The sequence below is a fragment of the Nonomuraea corallina genome, from assembly GCF_027620315.1.
GTDB classification, from domain to species: Bacteria; Actinomycetota; Actinomycetes; order Streptosporangiales; family Streptosporangiaceae; genus Nonomuraea; species Nonomuraea corallina.
The window spans coordinates 1-17,121 of record NZ_JAPNNL010000041.1; the positions used below are offsets into that span (position 1 = coordinate 1).

Annotated in this window: 15 protein-coding genes; 9 read left to right on the plus strand and 6 right to left on the minus strand. The window is 69.2% G+C overall.

What is annotated here, in order from left to right; translation table 11 throughout:
* Positions 1 to 34: 34 nt before the first annotated feature.
* The 4 genes from OUY22_RS13100 to OUY22_RS13115 all read right to left on the minus strand — a co-directional run bounded on the left by OUY22_RS13100 (position 35) and on the right by OUY22_RS13115 (position 6,167).
* Positions 35 to 586, minus strand: a complete 552-nt coding sequence (locus OUY22_RS13100; RefSeq protein ID WP_270155169.1) for a hypothetical protein — start codon at positions 584 to 586, stop codon at positions 35 to 37.
* A gap of 93 nt (positions 587 to 679) precedes the next feature.
* The gene (locus OUY22_RS13105; protein ID WP_270155170.1) at positions 680 to 2,395 is read right to left on the minus strand and encodes a ParB/RepB/Spo0J family partition protein; all 1,716 of its coding nucleotides are present in this window, start codon (positions 2,393 to 2,395) and stop codon (positions 680 to 682) included.
* A gap of 163 nt (positions 2,396 to 2,558) precedes the next feature.
* A complete protein-coding gene (locus OUY22_RS13110; protein WP_270155171.1) occupies positions 2,559 to 3,014 on the minus strand; it encodes a single-stranded DNA-binding protein in 456 nt (151 codons plus the stop codon).
* A 333-nt stretch (positions 3,015 to 3,347) separates the two neighbouring features.
* Positions 3,348 to 6,167 (minus strand): AfsR/SARP family transcriptional regulator, encoded by a 2,820-nt coding sequence (locus OUY22_RS13115; protein ID WP_270155172.1) that lies wholly within the window; start codon positions 6,165 to 6,167, stop codon positions 3,348 to 3,350.
* Positions 6,168 to 6,503: 336 nt separating this feature from the next.
* On the opposite strand from OUY22_RS13115, the gene OUY22_RS13120 reads away from it, so the two are divergent.
* The 8 genes from OUY22_RS13120 to OUY22_RS13155 all read left to right on the plus strand — a co-directional run bounded on the left by OUY22_RS13120 (position 6,504) and on the right by OUY22_RS13155 (position 14,802).
* Positions 6,504 to 7,139, plus strand: coding sequence for an HAD family hydrolase (locus OUY22_RS13120; protein ID WP_270155173.1), 636 nt, complete (start codon positions 6,504 to 6,506; stop codon positions 7,137 to 7,139).
* A gap of 66 nt (positions 7,140 to 7,205) precedes the next feature.
* Positions 7,206 to 8,375, plus strand: a complete 1,170-nt coding sequence (locus tag OUY22_RS13125; protein ID WP_270155174.1) for a helix-turn-helix domain-containing protein — start codon at positions 7,206 to 7,208, stop codon at positions 8,373 to 8,375.
* A gap of 224 nt (positions 8,376 to 8,599) precedes the next feature.
* Positions 8,600 to 9,463: an SAM-dependent methyltransferase gene (locus OUY22_RS13130; protein ID WP_270155175.1), complete on the plus strand. Its 864-nt coding sequence runs from the start codon at positions 8,600 to 8,602 to the stop codon at positions 9,461 to 9,463.
* Between the two features lie 302 nt (positions 9,464 to 9,765).
* On the plus strand, positions 9,766 to 9,888 hold the full coding sequence (locus OUY22_RS13135; RefSeq protein ID WP_270155176.1) for a hypothetical protein: 123 nt from the start codon (positions 9,766 to 9,768) through the stop codon (positions 9,886 to 9,888).
* A gap of 178 nt (positions 9,889 to 10,066) precedes the next feature.
* On the plus strand, positions 10,067 to 11,062 hold the full coding sequence (locus tag OUY22_RS13140; protein WP_270155213.1) for an ABC transporter substrate-binding protein: 996 nt from the start codon (positions 10,067 to 10,069) through the stop codon (positions 11,060 to 11,062).
* Positions 11,059 to 12,120: a methyltransferase gene (locus OUY22_RS13145; RefSeq protein ID WP_270155177.1), complete on the plus strand. Its 1,062-nt coding sequence runs from the start codon at positions 11,059 to 11,061 to the stop codon at positions 12,118 to 12,120. Before OUY22_RS13140 ends, OUY22_RS13145 begins: the two co-directional genes overlap by 4 nt.
* Positions 12,121 to 12,163: 43 nt before the next feature.
* A complete protein-coding gene (locus tag OUY22_RS13150; RefSeq protein ID WP_270155178.1) occupies positions 12,164 to 13,090 on the plus strand; it encodes a thymidylate synthase in 927 nt (308 codons plus the stop codon).
* A 5-nt stretch (positions 13,091 to 13,095) separates the two neighbouring features.
* Positions 13,096 to 14,802: a carbamoyltransferase family protein gene (locus tag OUY22_RS13155; protein ID WP_270155179.1), complete on the plus strand. Its 1,707-nt coding sequence runs from the start codon at positions 13,096 to 13,098 to the stop codon at positions 14,800 to 14,802.
* 39 nt (positions 14,803 to 14,841) lie between these two features.
* Here the strand turns inward: OUY22_RS13155 and OUY22_RS13160 are convergent, their stop codons facing one another.
* On the minus strand, positions 14,842 to 15,024 hold the full coding sequence (locus OUY22_RS13160; protein ID WP_270155180.1) for a hypothetical protein: 183 nt from the start codon (positions 15,022 to 15,024) through the stop codon (positions 14,842 to 14,844).
* 13 nt (positions 15,025 to 15,037) lie between these two features.
* Complete coding sequence (locus OUY22_RS13165) at positions 15,038 to 15,292, minus strand: MerR family transcriptional regulator (protein WP_270155181.1); 255 nt, start codon at positions 15,290 to 15,292, stop codon at positions 15,038 to 15,040.
* A 181-nt stretch (positions 15,293 to 15,473) separates the two neighbouring features.
* Here OUY22_RS13165 and OUY22_RS13170 point away from each other — a divergent pair, with 181 nt between their 5' ends.
* Positions 15,474 to 16,502, plus strand: coding sequence for a helix-turn-helix domain-containing protein (locus tag OUY22_RS13170; protein WP_270155182.1), 1,029 nt, complete (start codon positions 15,474 to 15,476; stop codon positions 16,500 to 16,502).
* The last annotated feature ends 619 nt before the right edge of the window (positions 16,503 to 17,121 follow it).

Consider the following 17,121-nt stretch of genomic DNA (forward strand, 5'->3'; position numbering starts at 1 on the left):
GGGGGCGGGGACCCAGAGGGGCAGGGGGTGGGGGTTACAGCGTGGTGAGGAATTCCTCGTCGCTCGGCAGTTGGTCGAATCGCCAGCCCGTGACCAGGGCCGCCGGATAGTGATCGTGGGGGTGCGGCCGGGTGGCGAAGCGGCCTCGGTTGTGCGGGGCGGCCTGCCGGCCCCGGTACACCTCGAAGACCTGGGTGTCGAGGTCGACGAGGTAGCCCCACTCGCAGTCGGAGGACTCCACGGGGTAGCAGGAGGCGTCCTCGATGACGCCCGCGCGCAGCATCGCCTCGGGGCCGCCCTGGGTTTTCCAGAGCAGTTCCACCCAGGAGGTGACGCCGCAGGAGGAGAGGTCGTCGGCGTACTCGCCCAGCCGCTCGATGTCTTCCACGGTGGGCCGGGTGTCGGAGCGGACCACCCGCAGGGCGGCGACACGCTCGCGCAGCAGGTCGGGCGTCTTCGCGGCGGTGCGCAGCCACGCCAGCACGAGCAGGCCGATGCCGTCCGGGCCGGAGTCGAAGTGGTTGTAGGCGATCTTCTCGGTGTGGTCGGTGACGAAGCCGACGAATCCACGGCTGGCCATGGTCACCGGACCTCCGCGTCGGTACAGGTCATGTCAGGTCCTTCGCGTCGTTGGCGGGAATGCCGGAACTCGGTGGGAACGGGGCAGCCGCCGTTGGTTTCAGGCCGCCTGGAGACCGTCGTCGGCGATGACGGTCTCCGTGCCATCGGCCGCCCCCGGGTCCGCGGGTTCAGAGGATGTGGCGTCGTGCTCCGGGATGTCGGCGGTGGTGGCGCCGTGCTCGGGTGCGGGCGCATCGTCCGCGGCGGGGTTCTGGTCCACGGCTGAGTCCGCCGGATCGTCGTCGTCCGGGCCGGGAGTGACCGGTTCGGTGGCGGGCGTGTCTCCGAGGTACGGGACGCCGTCGATCAGGGCCTGCTCGATGGGCGCCGGCACGTACGCCTTCTCGCCGAGCTCCGGCCCCAGCTCGTTGACCAGGAAACGCAGCCAGGCAGCGGCGTCAGCGGTCGAGCAGGGGCTGTAGCGGCCCTCGCGCCAGGTGTTCTTGCACTCGGCGGAGGCCTGGCTCATCTGGTACTCCCACGCCACGGCGATCGGCAGGAGCTGGAGCATGGTCAACCGGCCGGCAGCGGCGGTGGCCAGGGCCGCCTCCAGGTCCGCGGGCCCGCCGAGCTTGCCGTACAGCGTCGACAAGGCGGCTGAGCCGAGCTTGTCGCGCACCGGCGCCGGCATGTCGTTGAGCATGCGGGTGATGAACCTGGCGACCGGCTTGGGCGCGCTCTTGCGCGCCAGCAGCGTGGCCAGCCACTCCTGGCGGACCGTGGCCGCCGCCATCCACGCCCGGTTGCCCTGGACGACGACCTTGCGGGACGGGCCGTCGTGCTCGGTCTTGGCGGGCGGCGGAAGCGTGATGGCCGGCGGTGGCGTGTAGCCGTGCCGCTCGGGGGTGCTGCAGTACAGCTCCGGCTGTTCGGGGCGAAAGCTGGAGAAGAACGCGCCGCGGCCCGGGCAGTCGGTGTGCTGCTCGGGGTCGAAGCCCTCCATCCTGGTCGCGAGCCGGCTGAGGCGGACGGCACCGGCCGGTTCGTCCTCGGTCACTGGAATGCCGGCAGCGGCGAGGTCGGCCAGTGCCCGGTCGTGCGCGGCCGCCTCCTGGCGTTCCCGGCGCACCCGCTCGATGGCGTGCCGGCCGCTGTGCCCCCAGCTGGAGATGAAGGAGTCGATCCGGGCCAGGGCCTCCTGGTCGCCGTCGAACTCCTCCAGCAGCGCGAGCTCGTCCAGCGTCCAGGCGTACTCCATGGCCTGGGCCCTGCGGCGGGTCCGCTCCGACAGCTTGCCCGCGGCGATCGCCTGGGCGACCTCCTCCCGGGTGCGGCCGGTCCGCTTACGGATCTCGGTCCTGGTGGCGCCCAGCTGGTGGGCCATGAACAGAGCGCGGGACTGCTCGAACGGGGTGAGGCCGATGCGGAAGTCGTCGTCGTTCTCCACGACCTGGTCGACCAGCAGGCTTGCCTTGTCCTCGGCCTTGGTCAGGTCGATCAGGCACAGCAACTTCGGCAGCTTGATCGTGATGGCGCCTTCCAGGCGGCGGTTGCCTTTCACCACCCACCAGCGGTGTTCCTCTTCTCCCTCGCCGCGCTGGTAGTCGGCCGGGATCGGGATGACGGTGACCGGGACCTGCAGCTGAGCCTTGAGCGAGGCGCAGAACTCCTGGGTGAGGTGGTAGTCCTCCCGCACGTTGTCGGGGAAGTGGCCGAGCTGGCGTACCGGGATCCGCGCCAGGCGGAAGTCCTCGGGCAGTTCCAGATCGGCATCGGGTTCGACGGTCTCGGAATCGGAGCCGGACGGCTCGCGGGCTTGGTCGGTGATGGACATGGGGCAGCGACTCCCGTCGGGACGAGTGGAAGGGAAGAGGGCTCCCGCCGCCCGCCCATCCGCGCAGGCGAGTGCGCGGAGGACCCGGCGGGGCGGGCGGCGGGAGGAACGAAGAGACGCCGGCGGGAGGGAAGGCCGGTGCCTCTTCGGCTTGGGGAGGCCGTCAGGCCGCGGCGGCGGTGGACGCGGTCTGGTCGGCGGCGGAGGCTCCCTGCACCATGCGCGGGGAGACGGCGCCGGGCTGCGAGGGGCTGACGCTTTCGCCGACCATGCTGTAGCGCGAGGACAGCCCGATCGCGGTGGCGGTGATCTTGATGATGCTGCGTACGGTCGGGTGACCCTTGCGGTCCTTGGACTCGAAACTCCGGGCGACCATGTCGCATCCCTGGACCACCAGCAGGTGGCCCTTGCGGTAGGACTCGCCGGCGCGGATGGCCGCGACCCCGTAGGTGACCACCTCGACCGCCCGGGTCGGCACGTACGGAGAGCCGTCGCGGCCGGGCGTCGGCGGCCCGTTGACCTCCAGCCTGGCCGACCACATGGCGGGCGAGTCGCCTTTGGCGGGGAAGAAGCGGGGCGGGAAAGCGATCCTGCCGGTGACGCTGATCTGGATGTCCATGTGCGAGGCCCTTCCTCGGCCGACGCCCCGGACGGGGCGCGGCGGACTTGATCGGCTGCCGGGGCGAGCTCTGACCGTGTGGTGGAGCCCGTCCCGGCAAGGCAGACCCAGCGCCGCCGGGCGTGAGGGCCGCAACCGGGTGGTGCCGGCCACGGGCAAGATGTTTTGCGCCAGCAAAAGATCTCTGCCGTGGCGGGCACGAGCCTCCTGGCGAGAACCCGGTCTGCGGCGCCGCGCCCAGGGCGGCGCACAGTCAGCCGGCCGGGACGAGCCCGCCATCCGGTCCCTGACCCGAACTGATCCCTGGCTGATCAGGATGCTGGGGCGCGGCGGCTATCCGGCGAGCTTGGCCCGGCAGCGCTTGGCGTCCTCCGCTCCCCCGTCCGCTTCGAACGTCGCGGCCGCGTCCCTGTACTGCTCGTCGGCCTCCTGCCGGCGCCCCAGCGCGGCCAGCGCGTCACCGGCCGCCTCCTGCGCTTGTGCCTGCCCGGCTCGGTGGCGCAACCGCACGCTCAGTTCGCGCGCCTGCTCGCTCAACCGCAACGCGGGCTCCGCGTGACCGGCGTTGAGCATCAGCGTGGCCAGTGTCTGCAGTGCCAGCCGCAGGTAGGACCGATCCTGCGGGGCCTCAGCGAGTTGCTCGGCCGCGGTCACCGCCTCATGGCCCAGGGCCAGCGCGCGTTCGTGCTCGCCGCGCGCGCTGAGCACGGTGGCCATCGCCCGCAGGCAGACCAGCTCCGCGTGACGGTTGGCGATCTCGCGGGCGATGCGCAGCCCTCGACCGGCGTCCGCCTCGGCTTCGCTCAGCAGAGCCGAGTGATCCGGGCCGCTCGAGAGCTGACGGCGGCATACCGCTCGCAACGCCAGCGACCGCGCCAACCCGAAGAGGTCTCCACTGCTCTCCCTACCTTGCACACAGTCATCCAGCAGTGGCAGCGCCCGCTGTGCCCCACCCGGCCCCTGCATGATCAACGCGGCCAGACGATGGCGCACCTCCGCGGTCATGCGCGCATCGGTGGGCGAGAAGCTCTGCAGCAGGTGCCGCCACATGTCCGCGGCGTCGCGATGGCGGCTCTCGCGATACAGATAGGACGTCACGCGCAACGCCAGCCCCATCGCCAGGCGGTGTAGCCCGTGCTCGCTGACGATCCGGATCACGTACAGGAGATTCGCCGCCTCGGTCGCCAGCCAGCCATCGGCGTCGTCCACGATCGACTGGCGGACATCCGCCGGCGCGAACATGACCATCTCCAGCACCACGACGGGCGGGTCATGCGGTTCCCGGGCGATCTGCTCGTCGGCCAGGCTGGCCAGCTCCAGCCAGCCCAGCATCAGCCGGTGGATGGCCCGGTCGCGCTCGTTGGGCCGTTCGGCCAGGCGCGCGGCGGCGAAGACGCGCAGCAGGTCATGCTGGTGATAGCGGGGCTGGCCCAGCGAGTCCACCCCGAGCATGGTCAGCAGGCTGCGGCGGCTCAGGCGCTCCAGCACCTCCTCGACGTCGTCGATGTCCCCGCCTCCCAGCATGGCGACCTCCCAGCCGGCGAACCCGCCCGGCCTCAGCAGCGACGCCAGGCGGAAGACCCGCGCTTCGGGATCCGGCAGCGACTCGTAGCTGTCGGCGATGCTTGCCTCGACCGTCATGCCGTCGGCCTGCAGCATGCTCAGCAGCCGCTTGCGCAGCCGGGTGACGAACATCGCCAGCGGCCAGTGCGGCTGCCCGGATAATCGAGCGCCGGCGATCCGCACGGCCAGCGGGAGCCCGCCACAGGCGTCGACGATGTCGGCGGCCGCGACCGCGTCGGACCGGATGCGCTCGGCGCCGATGATCTCGCCCAACAGGGTCAGCGATTCCTCCGATGACAGGGGTTCCAGCCGCACCATCCGCATGCCGGCCCCGCCGACCAGGTGCGCGCGGCTGGTCACCATCACCGCGCATCCCGGCGTACCAGGTAGCAGCGGGTCCACCTGGTGCATGCCGGACACGTCATCGAGCACCACCAGGACCCGGCGGCCGGCCAGGACCGAGCGGTAGAGCGCGGTGCGGCCGGGAACGGTGGCGGGCACGTCGCTGAGTTCGACGCCCAGCGCGGCCAGCACCTCCCCCAGCACATCGGTGATCTCCCGCGGCTGGTCGGACATGCCGGCGAGATGCACGTACACCTGGCCGTCCGGGAAGTGCGGCCGCAGCAGGTGCGCGACCTGATGGGCCAGGGCGGACTTGCCCACTCCCGGAGGGCCGCTGATCGAGGCGATAGGCATGCGACCGGTCTGTCCGGCGGTGCGCAGGTATCGCGTCAGTTCTTCCATCTCCGCCGCGCGACCGGTGAAGTCGCTCACCGCCGGTGGCAGTTGTGCCGGAGCCAGTCCCCCGGTGCCCCATGTGGTGGCGGAGGTTGCTTGCTCGTTCTCGTCCAGAGTGCGGAGATCGAGGGTGTCGTTGACGATCTCGTCACGCAACCGGCGCAGCCTCGCCCCTGGGTCCGCCCCGGCCTCCTGGGCCAGCAGCGTCACCAGGCCGTCGTAGTGCCGTAACGCCTCCATCCGGTATCCGGCCCGGTGCAGGGCGGTCATCAGCAACGCGTTGAGCATCTCCGACAGCGGATCCTCAGCCAGCTCCCGGCGGAGGTCGCCGAGCAGCTGCTGGTGCTCCCCCGTCTTCAGCCGGGCCTTCAGGAGGTCCTGCTGGGCGACCTTGCGTTCCCACAGCAGTTCTTGCCGCCAGGTCGCCAGTCGGATGGGGTCCTCGGGCACGTCGGCCAGGGGAGGGTCGCCCCATAAATCCAATGCCCTTCGTAATGAGGCGACTGCGGCATGTTGATCACCGGTTGCTATCCGGACCCGACCCTCCTCGGCCAGCAGCCGGAATTCCGTCAGGTCGAAACTGTCTTCCGGGCGCAGCACGATGCGGTAACCATGACCACGTGCGGACGGAATACGCCCCGGCAGCAGTTGACGAAGCTGCGACAAGGCAGTTTTCAGCGAGTTCTCCCGGCCGTAAGTATCACCCCAGACCGCCTGCATCAGTGTCTCGGCGACGATCCCGTCGGAGCCGGCCAGCAGCAGTGTCGCCAGCAGCGATCGCCTGGTACGCGTGATCTCGACCGGCTCGTCCCCGCACTCGACCTGGAGCCGGCCCAAGATGGCGAACCGCACAGGAGCCCTCCATTCACCATGTGAAGGCGATCGGCGATGTGATAGCAGTGATTCCTGATCAAATATGACCAATGTGGATATTACTGCGCAAATCCACGAGAGGATCATGACCCGGCGACAACCACATCACAACCGGGTCAACACCATCGCCTGACAGGTTCCCAAGGGGTCAAGAGTCTCGCCTGCGAAGACGGACTGAGCCTTGTGTCTCGTTTCCATTGACGTGAAACATGTATGCGTTATCTGCCTTGAGTGAAGGGGCTCGGCGTCTCCGAGTATGAACAGCTCCAGCGCCGCCGGCTTCTCCCTCAGAGGCCGAGCCAATAGGCTCGGGCAGTGAGGAGAACCTTCGTCTTCGATGTCGGCGAGACCATCGTCCGCGACGACCGTTACTGGGCATCCTGGGCAGACTGGCTCGACGTACCGACACACACGTTGTCGGCGCTCGTCGGCGCTGTAGTCGCTCAAGGTCGGGACAACGCCGACGCCCTTCGACTCCTGCGACCCGGCATTGATATCAGGGCCGAGTATGCCGCACGTGAAGCAGCAGGTCGCGGTGAGCGCATCGAGGAGGCCGACCTCTACCCGGACGTCCGACCGGCGCTCGCCGCGCTGCGGGCGGCCGGCCACCGCGTGCTCATCGCCGGGAATCAGACACGTCGCGTCGCCGAGCTGCTACGCGCTCTCGACCTTCCCGTCGACGGGATCGCCACCTCAGGCGAGTGGGGCGTCGCCAAGCCGCACCCGGCATTCTTCGCCCGCCTGGTGGAGTTCGCCGACACTCCGCCTGAGCGAATCGTGTACGTCGGCGACCATCCCGCCAATGACGTCATCCCGGCCAAGGCGGCCGGCCTCGGCGCCGCTCACATACGGCGCGGCCCCTGGGGGTACTTGTGGGCCGACGATCCCGGCACGGCCGCGGCCGACTGGCGGATCACCAGCTTGCGGGAGCTCGTCGACATCACCGGGTGACGCGAACCTCTGGGCACAATCGTCACCGGGTCGCTACAGTCCGAGAAGAGCACACGGGAGCACCTCATGCCTACCACTCCTCACCGCGGGATAGGCAAGCGTGTCGCCTATTACCGGAGCGTCGCTCGCCTCACTCAGCAGCAGTTGGCCGATGCCGCGAGCATCCATGTGGGCACGCTACGCAAGATCGAGCGTGGAGCTCGAGGGGCTGGCGACAACATCCTGGAAGCACTCGCCGCGGCGCTCGGCATCGACCCGTCGCTATTGGTAGCCGATCGGGCGCAGGCAAGCTCCCGGATCGCCGCGGCGATCCCCGCTCTGTCGGCAGCCATCGCGGCCTATGATCTGCCCGACGACGGACCCGTGCGCCCGCTGCCGGAGCTCCGTGCTGCCGTCGCCGAGGCGACCACGTGGCGGCTGGCCTCCCAGTACGTGCGCATCACGCGCCGACTGCCCGAGCTGCTCGGCGAGCTGTTACGTGCCGGGCCCGACCACGATCCCGACGTGGCAGCACTCCTCGCGTCCGCCTGTAGAGCGGCGGACGCCGTCGCCTTCAAGTTCGGCGCCTACGACCTATCCGCTAGATACATCGAGCTGATGCGGTGGGCCGCCGCCAAAACTGGCGACCCCATCCTGACCTCCACGGTCGCCTACGTCCGCACGGAGACTTTCTTCGCCTCCAACGCCCATGCCAAGGGCCTGCTTGCCCTCGAACTCGCCATCGACGCCGCGGCCTCGCCAGACACCCCGCCAGCCATCGCCGCGTGCGGCGCACTTCACATGCGGGCTGCTGTGATTGCCGGTCGTACCGCAGACGCGGACGCCGCCGACCTCCATCTCGCCGAAGCCCGTCGGCTGAGCGACCAGGTGCCCGAAGCCATCTACTCCGGCACTGCCTTCGGGCCGTCATCGGTCCGCATACATGAGGTGTCCGTCGCGGTCAGCCTCGGCAGAGACTACGTCCGTCGCGCCCTTGACATCGTCCGCGGGTGGACACCGCCGCCTGAGCTGCCCGCCGAGCGGCGCAGCGGGTTCTACATTGAGCTGGCCCGCGCGCAACTGTGGTCCGGCTTGCCGGACGACGCGTTCGAGTCCCTGAAGATTGCCCGGCGAACCGCCCCTCAACACGCGCGCGACCATCGATGGGTACGGGAGGACGCCGCGACTCTGCGCAGACTCAAGCGCGCCAACAGCGAGGATCTGAACAGCTTCGCCGAGTGGTGTCACGCCACCTGACCCCGGTGACCCACATTGGGTCACTTCCCCTCTGGCCTCCGGACGACCATCTGAGTGTCACAGCGACCAGACGGGACCCGCTATGTCAGAGGCAGCACTCCCCACCAAGCTGATCACCGCGCTGGACGACGCCACCACTCTGCGGGCCCGGCGGAACTGCAGGTGGAGCAGGACACCTCCCGCCCAGCTACTTCCCCTCAACCCATGTCGGAGGTCAGCGCTCGATGAGCCTCCCTGATCACGCCCCCACGCCTGGCGTCGAGCCCCTGTCCCAGCAGTCGACACCCGCCCGCCTGTACGGAGCGCTCGGCGAAGGCAAGGATCACTTCCAGGTCGACGAGGACAACGCCGCCGCGCTCGACGAGATTCTGCCGGGCATGGCGCGCATCGTGCCGGACAACCGCAGCTGCCTGCGCCGCATGGTGGCCGCCGCAGCGGATCTGGGGATCAGCCAGTTCGTCGACCTCGGCTCCGGCTTGCCCGACCAGCCGCCCAACCTGCACGAGGTGGTTCATGACCGGCAGCCCGGCGCGAGCTTCGTCTACGTTGACCGTGACCCGGTGGTGTGCACGCACGGGCGTGCCCTTCTACGCGCCCCCCGGGTGACCATGGTCGAGGCCGATGTGCGTGACCTTGACGACGTGTTCAGTCGGCCTGAGGTGCGCATGCGGGTCGACTTCGGGCTGCCGGTATGCCTGGTGCTCGGCGCGGTTCTCCACTTCCTTGCTGATGATGAGGTCCGCGGGGTGATGGAGGCGTCCCACGACTGGTTGCCGCAGGGCAGCCTGCTGCTGGTCACGCACGCCACCAGCGACCAGCCCCACTACACGCCCGAGCAGGTCGAGGCCGCCCGTGACTTCTACCAGGCTCAGACCGGCGAGCGGCTTTACCTTCGCCGGGTGCAGGAGATCGCCGACCTGGTACTACCCGGGTGCGCGCCGATGTGGCCCGGCCTGGTCAGCACCGCCTTCTGGCGGGCGGGCCCGGAAGCGGGGCCGGACGCACGGGCACCGTACTTCGTGGCTGTGGCCGCCGAAGTGCGTGGTCTCGTCGAAGATCGGCGTGCTGTCCAGGAGTCGGCCGGATGAGCGGCGACTCCCCAGACCGGCGGCGGAGCCGGTCGCACCCCGGATGTACTCCTATGCCCAACAGGATGGTCCGGGGCGACGACCACACCGCGGGCTTCGCCGCCTTCAGATGCTCGTGGTCCGATGCGGAGATTCGTCGCACCCCCGTCGGGCCACGAGTGTCCACCTCATGCTCTGCGCGGCCCACTCCAGCCGTATGTCGCCTGCCCGGCGGATGCGGCGGCCGGCGCAGCAAGGAGGACGGGGCAAAGGCAGGCCACCGCCCCCTGCCCCGTCCTCCATCTCATGAAGAGAGCTGACACATGGACGCCGGCATCGCGCTGTCCTGCCTCACCCGCGGGGATCTGGACACGGTGGCCGCCGCGCCCGCGCACGACGATGACGGTCAGGAGCCGACCTTGGCTCCCGACCAGGACGAGGCCTAGCCGAGCCGTTCGGCCGGTCGGCACAAGCTGCCCGGCCGCGCCGCGCTGACCCTCCTGTCACGGTGCGGCCGGGTGCCCCTCCCCCGCCAGATGTCCTCCCTCGCCTCTGTACGCCTTGGGATGTTCACACATGACACAGCTACAAAGAGCAATATTGTCCGTACTCACTGTGCTCGCCATGGTGGGGTGTGGCTCTCCGCCGTCAGCCTCTCGCCCGAGCGGCAGCCAGCTGCAGACAGTCAAGGTCGGGATCATGCCCATACCCGACTGCGTCACCGTCCCCCTCGCGAACATGAGGGGCTACTTCGAGGACGAAGGGCTTCAAGTCGAGATCGAGACCGTCCAGGGCGGCGGCGTCGCCCTGCCCAAGCTCAAATCCGGAGCCCTGTCTTTTTCGATCATGAATTACACCGCCGCCGTGCTCGCCGAGTCCCAACAGCCTGGCACTCTGCGCATCGTCGCCGACGCCTACCAGTCGGCTCCCAACACCTTCAAGCTCATGGTCGCCAAGAACTCACCCATCAAGGGCCTGGCCGACCTGCGCGGCAAGCACATCGCGGTCGTGACCCTGCGCTCGGTCGGCACGCTGACCACCGAAGCCGCTTTGAAGATCTCAGGCTTGACCGCCGACGACGTGCGAATCTCCGAACTGCCGCTGCCGGACATGATCCCGGCGCTCCAAACCGGGAAGATCGATGTCGCCTGGATGACCGAGCCGTTCATCACCGCCTACCAGCAACTCGGCGGGCAGACGCTCTACGACGTGATGCAGGGCCAGACGGAGAACTGGCCGATCGCCGGCTGGGCCACCACCACCGACTACGCCAAGAACCACCCCCGCCAGGTCGTCGCGTTCCAGCGCGCCATCCTCAAGGCCCAGGCCGACGCCCAGAACCGGCAGGTGATCACCGACACTCTGCCCACCTACACCAAGATCGGCCCCGAGACGGCGGCGACCATCACCCTGGGAACCTTCCCCATGAACCTCCACCCGGATCGCATCCAGCGGGTGGCGGACGTGATGCTGGAACACCAGTACATCACCGGCGAGCTCGACGTCAGCCGGTTCCTGATGCCGCCCCCGGCCACCGTCGGCCACTCTCCGGCGCCACCGCCCCCGCCGGCCACGCCCTCGACGCCCGCCGCCACGCCGTCAAAGGTGCCCACGCCGTGACCCTTCACCAGCACCCCGACGCCCTGACCTTCAGCCTCGTCGACCCGTACCAGCACATCCAGAAGATGCTCGACGCCGTCCCGGACTTCGCCGCCCTGCACGCCGCCGTCGAGCTGGACGTCTTCGAAGCCCTGGCGACCCAGACGGTGACCAGCGACGAGCTGGCCGACGCCTGCGGCGCCGACCCGGACGCGATGAACCGGCTGCTGGGCTGGTTGCACGCCCGTGGCTTCGTCGCCGACAGCTCCGCCGGCTACCGGCTCACCGAACTCGGCCACGTCCTCACGGCCGAGGCCGACCCGTCCCAGCGGCACGCGGTGCTGGTGGCGGGCTCGACGTACTGGTGGAACGCGATCGGCCGCCTGGCCCACACCATCCGCCGCGGACAGCCCACACAACTTGAGGGTCAACCGGTGTACGAATACCTCGCCTGCACTCCCGGACTGGCCGAACAGTTCGACCGGTTCATGACTGCGCGCAGCACCGCCGTCGGCCGCGACCTCGCATCCCTCGACGGGTGGGCCGAGGTCCGGCTCGTGGCCGACCTCGGAGGCGGCCTGGGCGGCGTCCTGGCCGCCCTTGTCCATGCCCATCCCCATCTACGGGGCGTCCTGGCCGAGCGCCCCGGCGTCACCGCGCGCGCCCACGCCTACCTGAAGGAACAGGGCCTGCTCGGCCGCGTCGAGATCGTCGCGGCCGACATCTTCGAGGAGATCCCCCGGGGAGCGCAGCGGTACCTGCTGTCGTCGATCCTGCACAACTACAGCGACGAAGCGTGCGTCAGCCTCCTGACCGAGGTGCGCCACGCCCTCCAGGACAACGCCGGCGGACAAGTGTGGATCGTCGAGGGCCTGCTGCCCCGGCGCACCAGCACGCCCAGCCCCTGGTATGCCACCGACATCCGGATGATGTCCCTGTTCCAGGGCGGCCAGGTACGCCGCGCCTCCCAGCTACGCCGGCTGGCCCGACAGGCCGGGCAGACCATCGTGCACGCGACGCCCCTGCCCTGCGGACAGACCGTGCTGGCCGCCCGGCCGGCACGCGGGCATGAGAGCTGACCACGCCGGCGCTTCCTCCCACCCCGAGCAAGGAAGGTGACCCGTGACGACCATTTCCGGTGACTCGATCACCGAACTGTTCGCCCGTGCCGTGAGGCTGACCATCGACGGTGAGAAGGTCATCCCTCGCGGCATGGACACACGCGAGCTGCTGGACGTGCGCCTGTTGCTTCACGAGCCTCGCGCACGTCTGCTGGCCGCTCCTTCGGGGCGCGTTTTGAACACCGCGTTCGCCGTCGCCGAGACTGTCTGGATTCTGTCGGGCTCCGATGCGCCGTGGATCTACGAGTTCAACGGTCAACTGCGGCAGTACGCCGAGGACGACGGCATTCTGCGAGGCGCCTACGGGCCACGCTTGCGCTGCTGGGACGGGCACGTCGATCAGCTCGCTCTGGCGCTCGCCACTCTGCGGGGCGATCCCGATTCGCGACGGGCGGTCATCCAGCTCTACGACCCCGCCCGTGACGCCGGCGGGCACCGGGACGTGCCCTGCACGCTGGGCTACCGCTTCCACCTTCGCCAGGGACGCCTGCACATGGCGACCACCATGCGCAGCCAGGACCTGTGGACCGGGCTGCCGTACGACGTCTTCGCCGCGACCACGCTGCACGAGTTGATGGCCTCCTGGCTGGGCGTGGAGCTGGGTGTCTACCACCATCATGTCGACTCGCTCCACCTGTACGAGCACGACCTGGACAAAGCGGCCAGCGTCCTTAACACGACGGTCCCGACGTCCGGGAAGCTGCCCTCGCTGGAGACGCCGTGGGAGGGGTTCGACGCCTTGCTCGCCGATGTCCGCTATGGCCGGAGGGTGAACCATCCGGGCTGGGACACGATGACCGCCGTGCTGGCCAGCTACCAGCAGTGGAAGCGCGGCCAACGCGAAGCCGCCGTCGCCAAGGCTGAGGACATCGAGGGAGCACTCGGCGAGGGACTGCGCGCCTGGTACGCCGTTCTGCGGGGGCGGTGATCTCGATGCAGCCCTATGTCGTCCTGGGCGTGTGCTCCTTCACCCACGACTCGTCCGCGGCCCTTCTGGTGGATGGCGAATTGGTCGGGTTCGTCGAGGAGGAACGCCTATCCGGGGTGAAACACACCCGCACCTATCCCGAGCATGCGGTCACCTGGTTGATGAGCGAGGCGGGCATCACGCCTGAACAGGTCAACGAGGTCGCCTACAACTTCCACGGTCTGCACTACCTGCGCGTTGTCCCGGCGGCCCTCGGCCTGGTCGGCGACCCAGCCAGCCGTCACCGCGCGGTGGCGCGCGCGGCCAGCTTCACCAAGGTCGCGCTCCGTACCGTCCGCCGCGTTCAAGCCCTGAGGCGCCGTTTCCCGCACGCCCGCGTCCGCCCGTCGCTGCATCACCGCACCCACCAGATGTACGCCTTCGCCGCGTCCGGATGGGAGAGCGCGGCCGTCCTGGTCGTGGACAGCCTCGGCGAGGCGCAGACCACCACCATCGCACTCGGCCGCCAATCAGAGCCCGGCCGGCCCGCTCTGCGGCCCGTGTACGAGCTGACCGACCCGGCCTCGCTCGGCTACGCCTACGGCTCGGTCACCGAGCATCTGGGCTGGCGGCGCGGCGATGAGGAAGGCACTGTGATGGCGCTGGCCGCCTTGGGCGATCCAGCACGCTTCCGGGCGCTGTTCGCCGACGCCATCCCGATCACGCCGACGGGGTTCGCTCTGCACCCGGGCTACTTCGCGCCCAGGGTGCTCGCGTCGTCCTTCGCCCGTCTGACACCTCGCTTCGCCGCGGAGACCTGCCCGCGCCGTGCTTCAGACGCCCCGATCAAGCAGGTCCACCGGGACCTGGCCGCCGCGCTCCAAGAACGCGCCGAGAACGTGATGCTGCATCTGGCGGCCCTGGCCAAGACACGTACCGGGAGGCGGCGGCTGTGTGTCGGTGGAGGAGTCGCCACCAACTGCGTGGCTGTCGGCAAGATCGTCAAGTCTGGCCTCTTCGAGGAGGTGTTCGTGCCGCCGGCTCCGGGCGATGCGGGAACCGCGATCGGCGCGGCAGCGGCCGTACACCTGGAGGGCAGCGCGCGTCCGCTGGCCGGGGTTGCCAACGCCTGTTACCTCGGCCCCGCCTACGCCGATCAGTTGCCGGATCTTTCACGGTTCACGGTGCATCGGCTCGATGGTGATGTCGCCGAGGTTCTGGCGGAGCGGCTCGCCGACGGTCAGATCGTCGGCCTCTTCCAGGGGCGCGTCGAGGCTGGACCACGTGCGCTCGGCAACCGCTCGATCCTGGCCTCACCGCTGAAGCCTGGCGTGGTGGCACGGCTCAACGACACCGTGAAGTTCCGGGAGTCGTTCCGCCCGTTCGCGCCGATGGTGACGGCCGAACGCGCCGCCGAGTACTTCGCCCTCGGTCAGGAGGCGCCGTTCATGTCGATGGCCTCGTCCGTGACCGACCTGGCCCGCGAGCAGATCCCGGCGGTCGTGCATGCCAACGGCACGGCTCGCGTGCAGACCGTCACCCAGGACGGCAACCCGTTCATCCACAAGGTGCTGACCGCCTTCGCCCGCCGCACCGGCGTCCCCGTGTTGATCAACACATCCCTCAACGTGAAAGGCAAGCCGATCTGCGGCACCCCGGCCATGGCCCTGGACTGCCTGGCCGGCAGCGGCCTGGACGCCCTGCTGCTGGAAGGCCGGTGGATCACCACATGAGGATCGGCTACAGCTTCTGGGGGTTCCTGGGAACCGGCATCACCGACACCCCGCGTGGCAGGTGATCACGACGACGCCGGTGCTGGTGACGCCGACCGACAGGGATGGGTGCCGGTCGTCATGCGCGGGGCAGAGGGTGCTCTTCTGGGTGGCGGAGCCGCGCGGTGCGTGGCCGGTCCTGTCATACAGCGCTTGCAGGATGCGCGTGTACGGGGTGCTCATGGGGCGGCCCCGGTCAGGACGCGAGGTCGGCGGCCTGGGCGGGCGGCGCCGGGGTGAGCGCGGGGTCGTCGATGTCGAGGCAGCGCAGCAGGGCGGCGCGGCCGACGCGGTAGGTGTGGCCGACGCGCAGGACGGGGCAGGGGAACTGGCCGCTGCGGGCGAGTTCGTGGGCTTTGGTCCGGCCGATGCCGAACGCTCGTGCGGCGGTGACGAGGTCAACGGTGACGGGCAGGGCGAGCAGTTCCGCGGTGGTCAGGGCCTTGGCCATGGAGGGCGTGCCTTTCTGACGGTCCGCTCGGGATCGTGGTGGCAGGCCGAGCGGTTCATGACATATGGGATTGAATCTCGCTCGTGATCAGGATGGCATGGACAATGCCAACCCTTCAACCCTAGTGTTAGTGGATATCCATCTATTTGGGATGAATCGCAGCGATGCCGAGGAGTGACGCATGCCGGCGGACCAGACGCGCCACGAACCCAAGCGAGAGCCGGGCGGCCGCAGCTTCAGCGAAGAGAACGTCGCCCTGCGGATCGCCTGGGAGATGCGCCGCCGCGGCTGGTCACAAGAACGCATGGCCCAAGAACTCACCAACGCCGGCTGCCCGACCCACCAATCCGCCATCTCCAAGATCGTCAACCCCAGACCCGACGGCAGCCGCCGCGCGATCAGCGTGGACGAGGCCATCGCCCTGGCGCGCGTGTTCGGCATCGCCCTGGAAGAACTCCCCCTTCCCATGGACGACGCCCAAGGCCGGGACCTGCACGACCTGAGCCGCACGGTCACCCACGAAGGCCGCAACGCCACCGAGCAGTACGCGCACTTCCTCCTGGCCTGGGCTCGCCTGCGTCACCGCCTCACCCACCAGGACAGCCGAACCGCCTACGAAGGCTTCCTGGTACAGCGAAAAGTCGACCCGGACACGGCCGAGCAGGCGATCGCCTTCTGGCGGGACGCCGACTCCTGGCGCGAGGCGACAGCCGCATACGACGTGCTGCACCGGATTCTGCGGGCCATGGGCGACGGGCGCGACCTGACCCCGCCCGCACACCAGTCCCGGCGGCGTCACAGCGTCGTGGCCGACCTCGTGCGCCTGCGCGACCTGTTCGCCACCAAGATCCCGGGCTCTCCCGTACGAGTGGTGCCGGACCTCATCTATCACGCCACCGAACTGCTGGTACGCGCCGGCATCCAGGAAGCCGCCATCGGCGTCATCGACGCCTACGACCGCGGCACCGCCCACCCCACCGACCCGGTGGTGGAGGCGATCGAGCGCAGGCTGCGGCAGATCAGCGACCGGCCACCGCAGGACCGCTGGGATGAGCTCGAGAGCCTGGCGGCCCGGATAGCGCTGCACTGGCGGGGTCACGAACCCCGGCGGTCGCCCGAGGAACTGGCCGCCGAGTTGGGCGTAAGCATTGAGGACTACCAGGAAGCAAGGAGGTTCGGAGGAATGACCCGCGAAATCGGAGCGAGGTGAGCTGCACATTGACGGGCAACGCGTTCAGACGATGCAAGTGCCGCGAGAACGGCCGTGAGCTCGGTTCCAAATGCCCGAAGCTCCGCCGTAAGGACGGCTCGTGGAATCCCAACCACGGCATCTGGTACGGCAAGGAGGAACTCCCGCCCGGCCCGGACGGCAAGCGGAGGTACCTGAAACTCGGCGGCTTCGCATCGGCGGACGAGGTGACCGCGTGCTTCCAGGCGATCGGGCGCCTGTTGGACATTCCCGACGCCGGGCCTGATGGGCATGAGGCGCGGATGGAGATCCTCACCATGATCAAAGCGGCGCACCGCAAGAGGGCGCCGATGCCGGAGTACGAGGAGGTGCAACGCAAGTACCGGGCCGGTCAGCCGCTGCAAGCGATGACGTTCGGCGAATACTGGGAGCGATGGGTGGCCCGGCGTCGCCGGTTGAAAGACATCCGCGAGTCGACACTGCTCGGGTATATCTCGCACCATGACGCGCACTTCGGCGAGGTGCTCGACCAGATACGCCTCGACAGGTTGTTCGCGCCGAAGGTCGAGGAAGTGTTCGCGCGGATCGACGAGAAGAACGCGACCCTGCTCGAGGGCCGGAAGTCACCGGATCCAGAGGT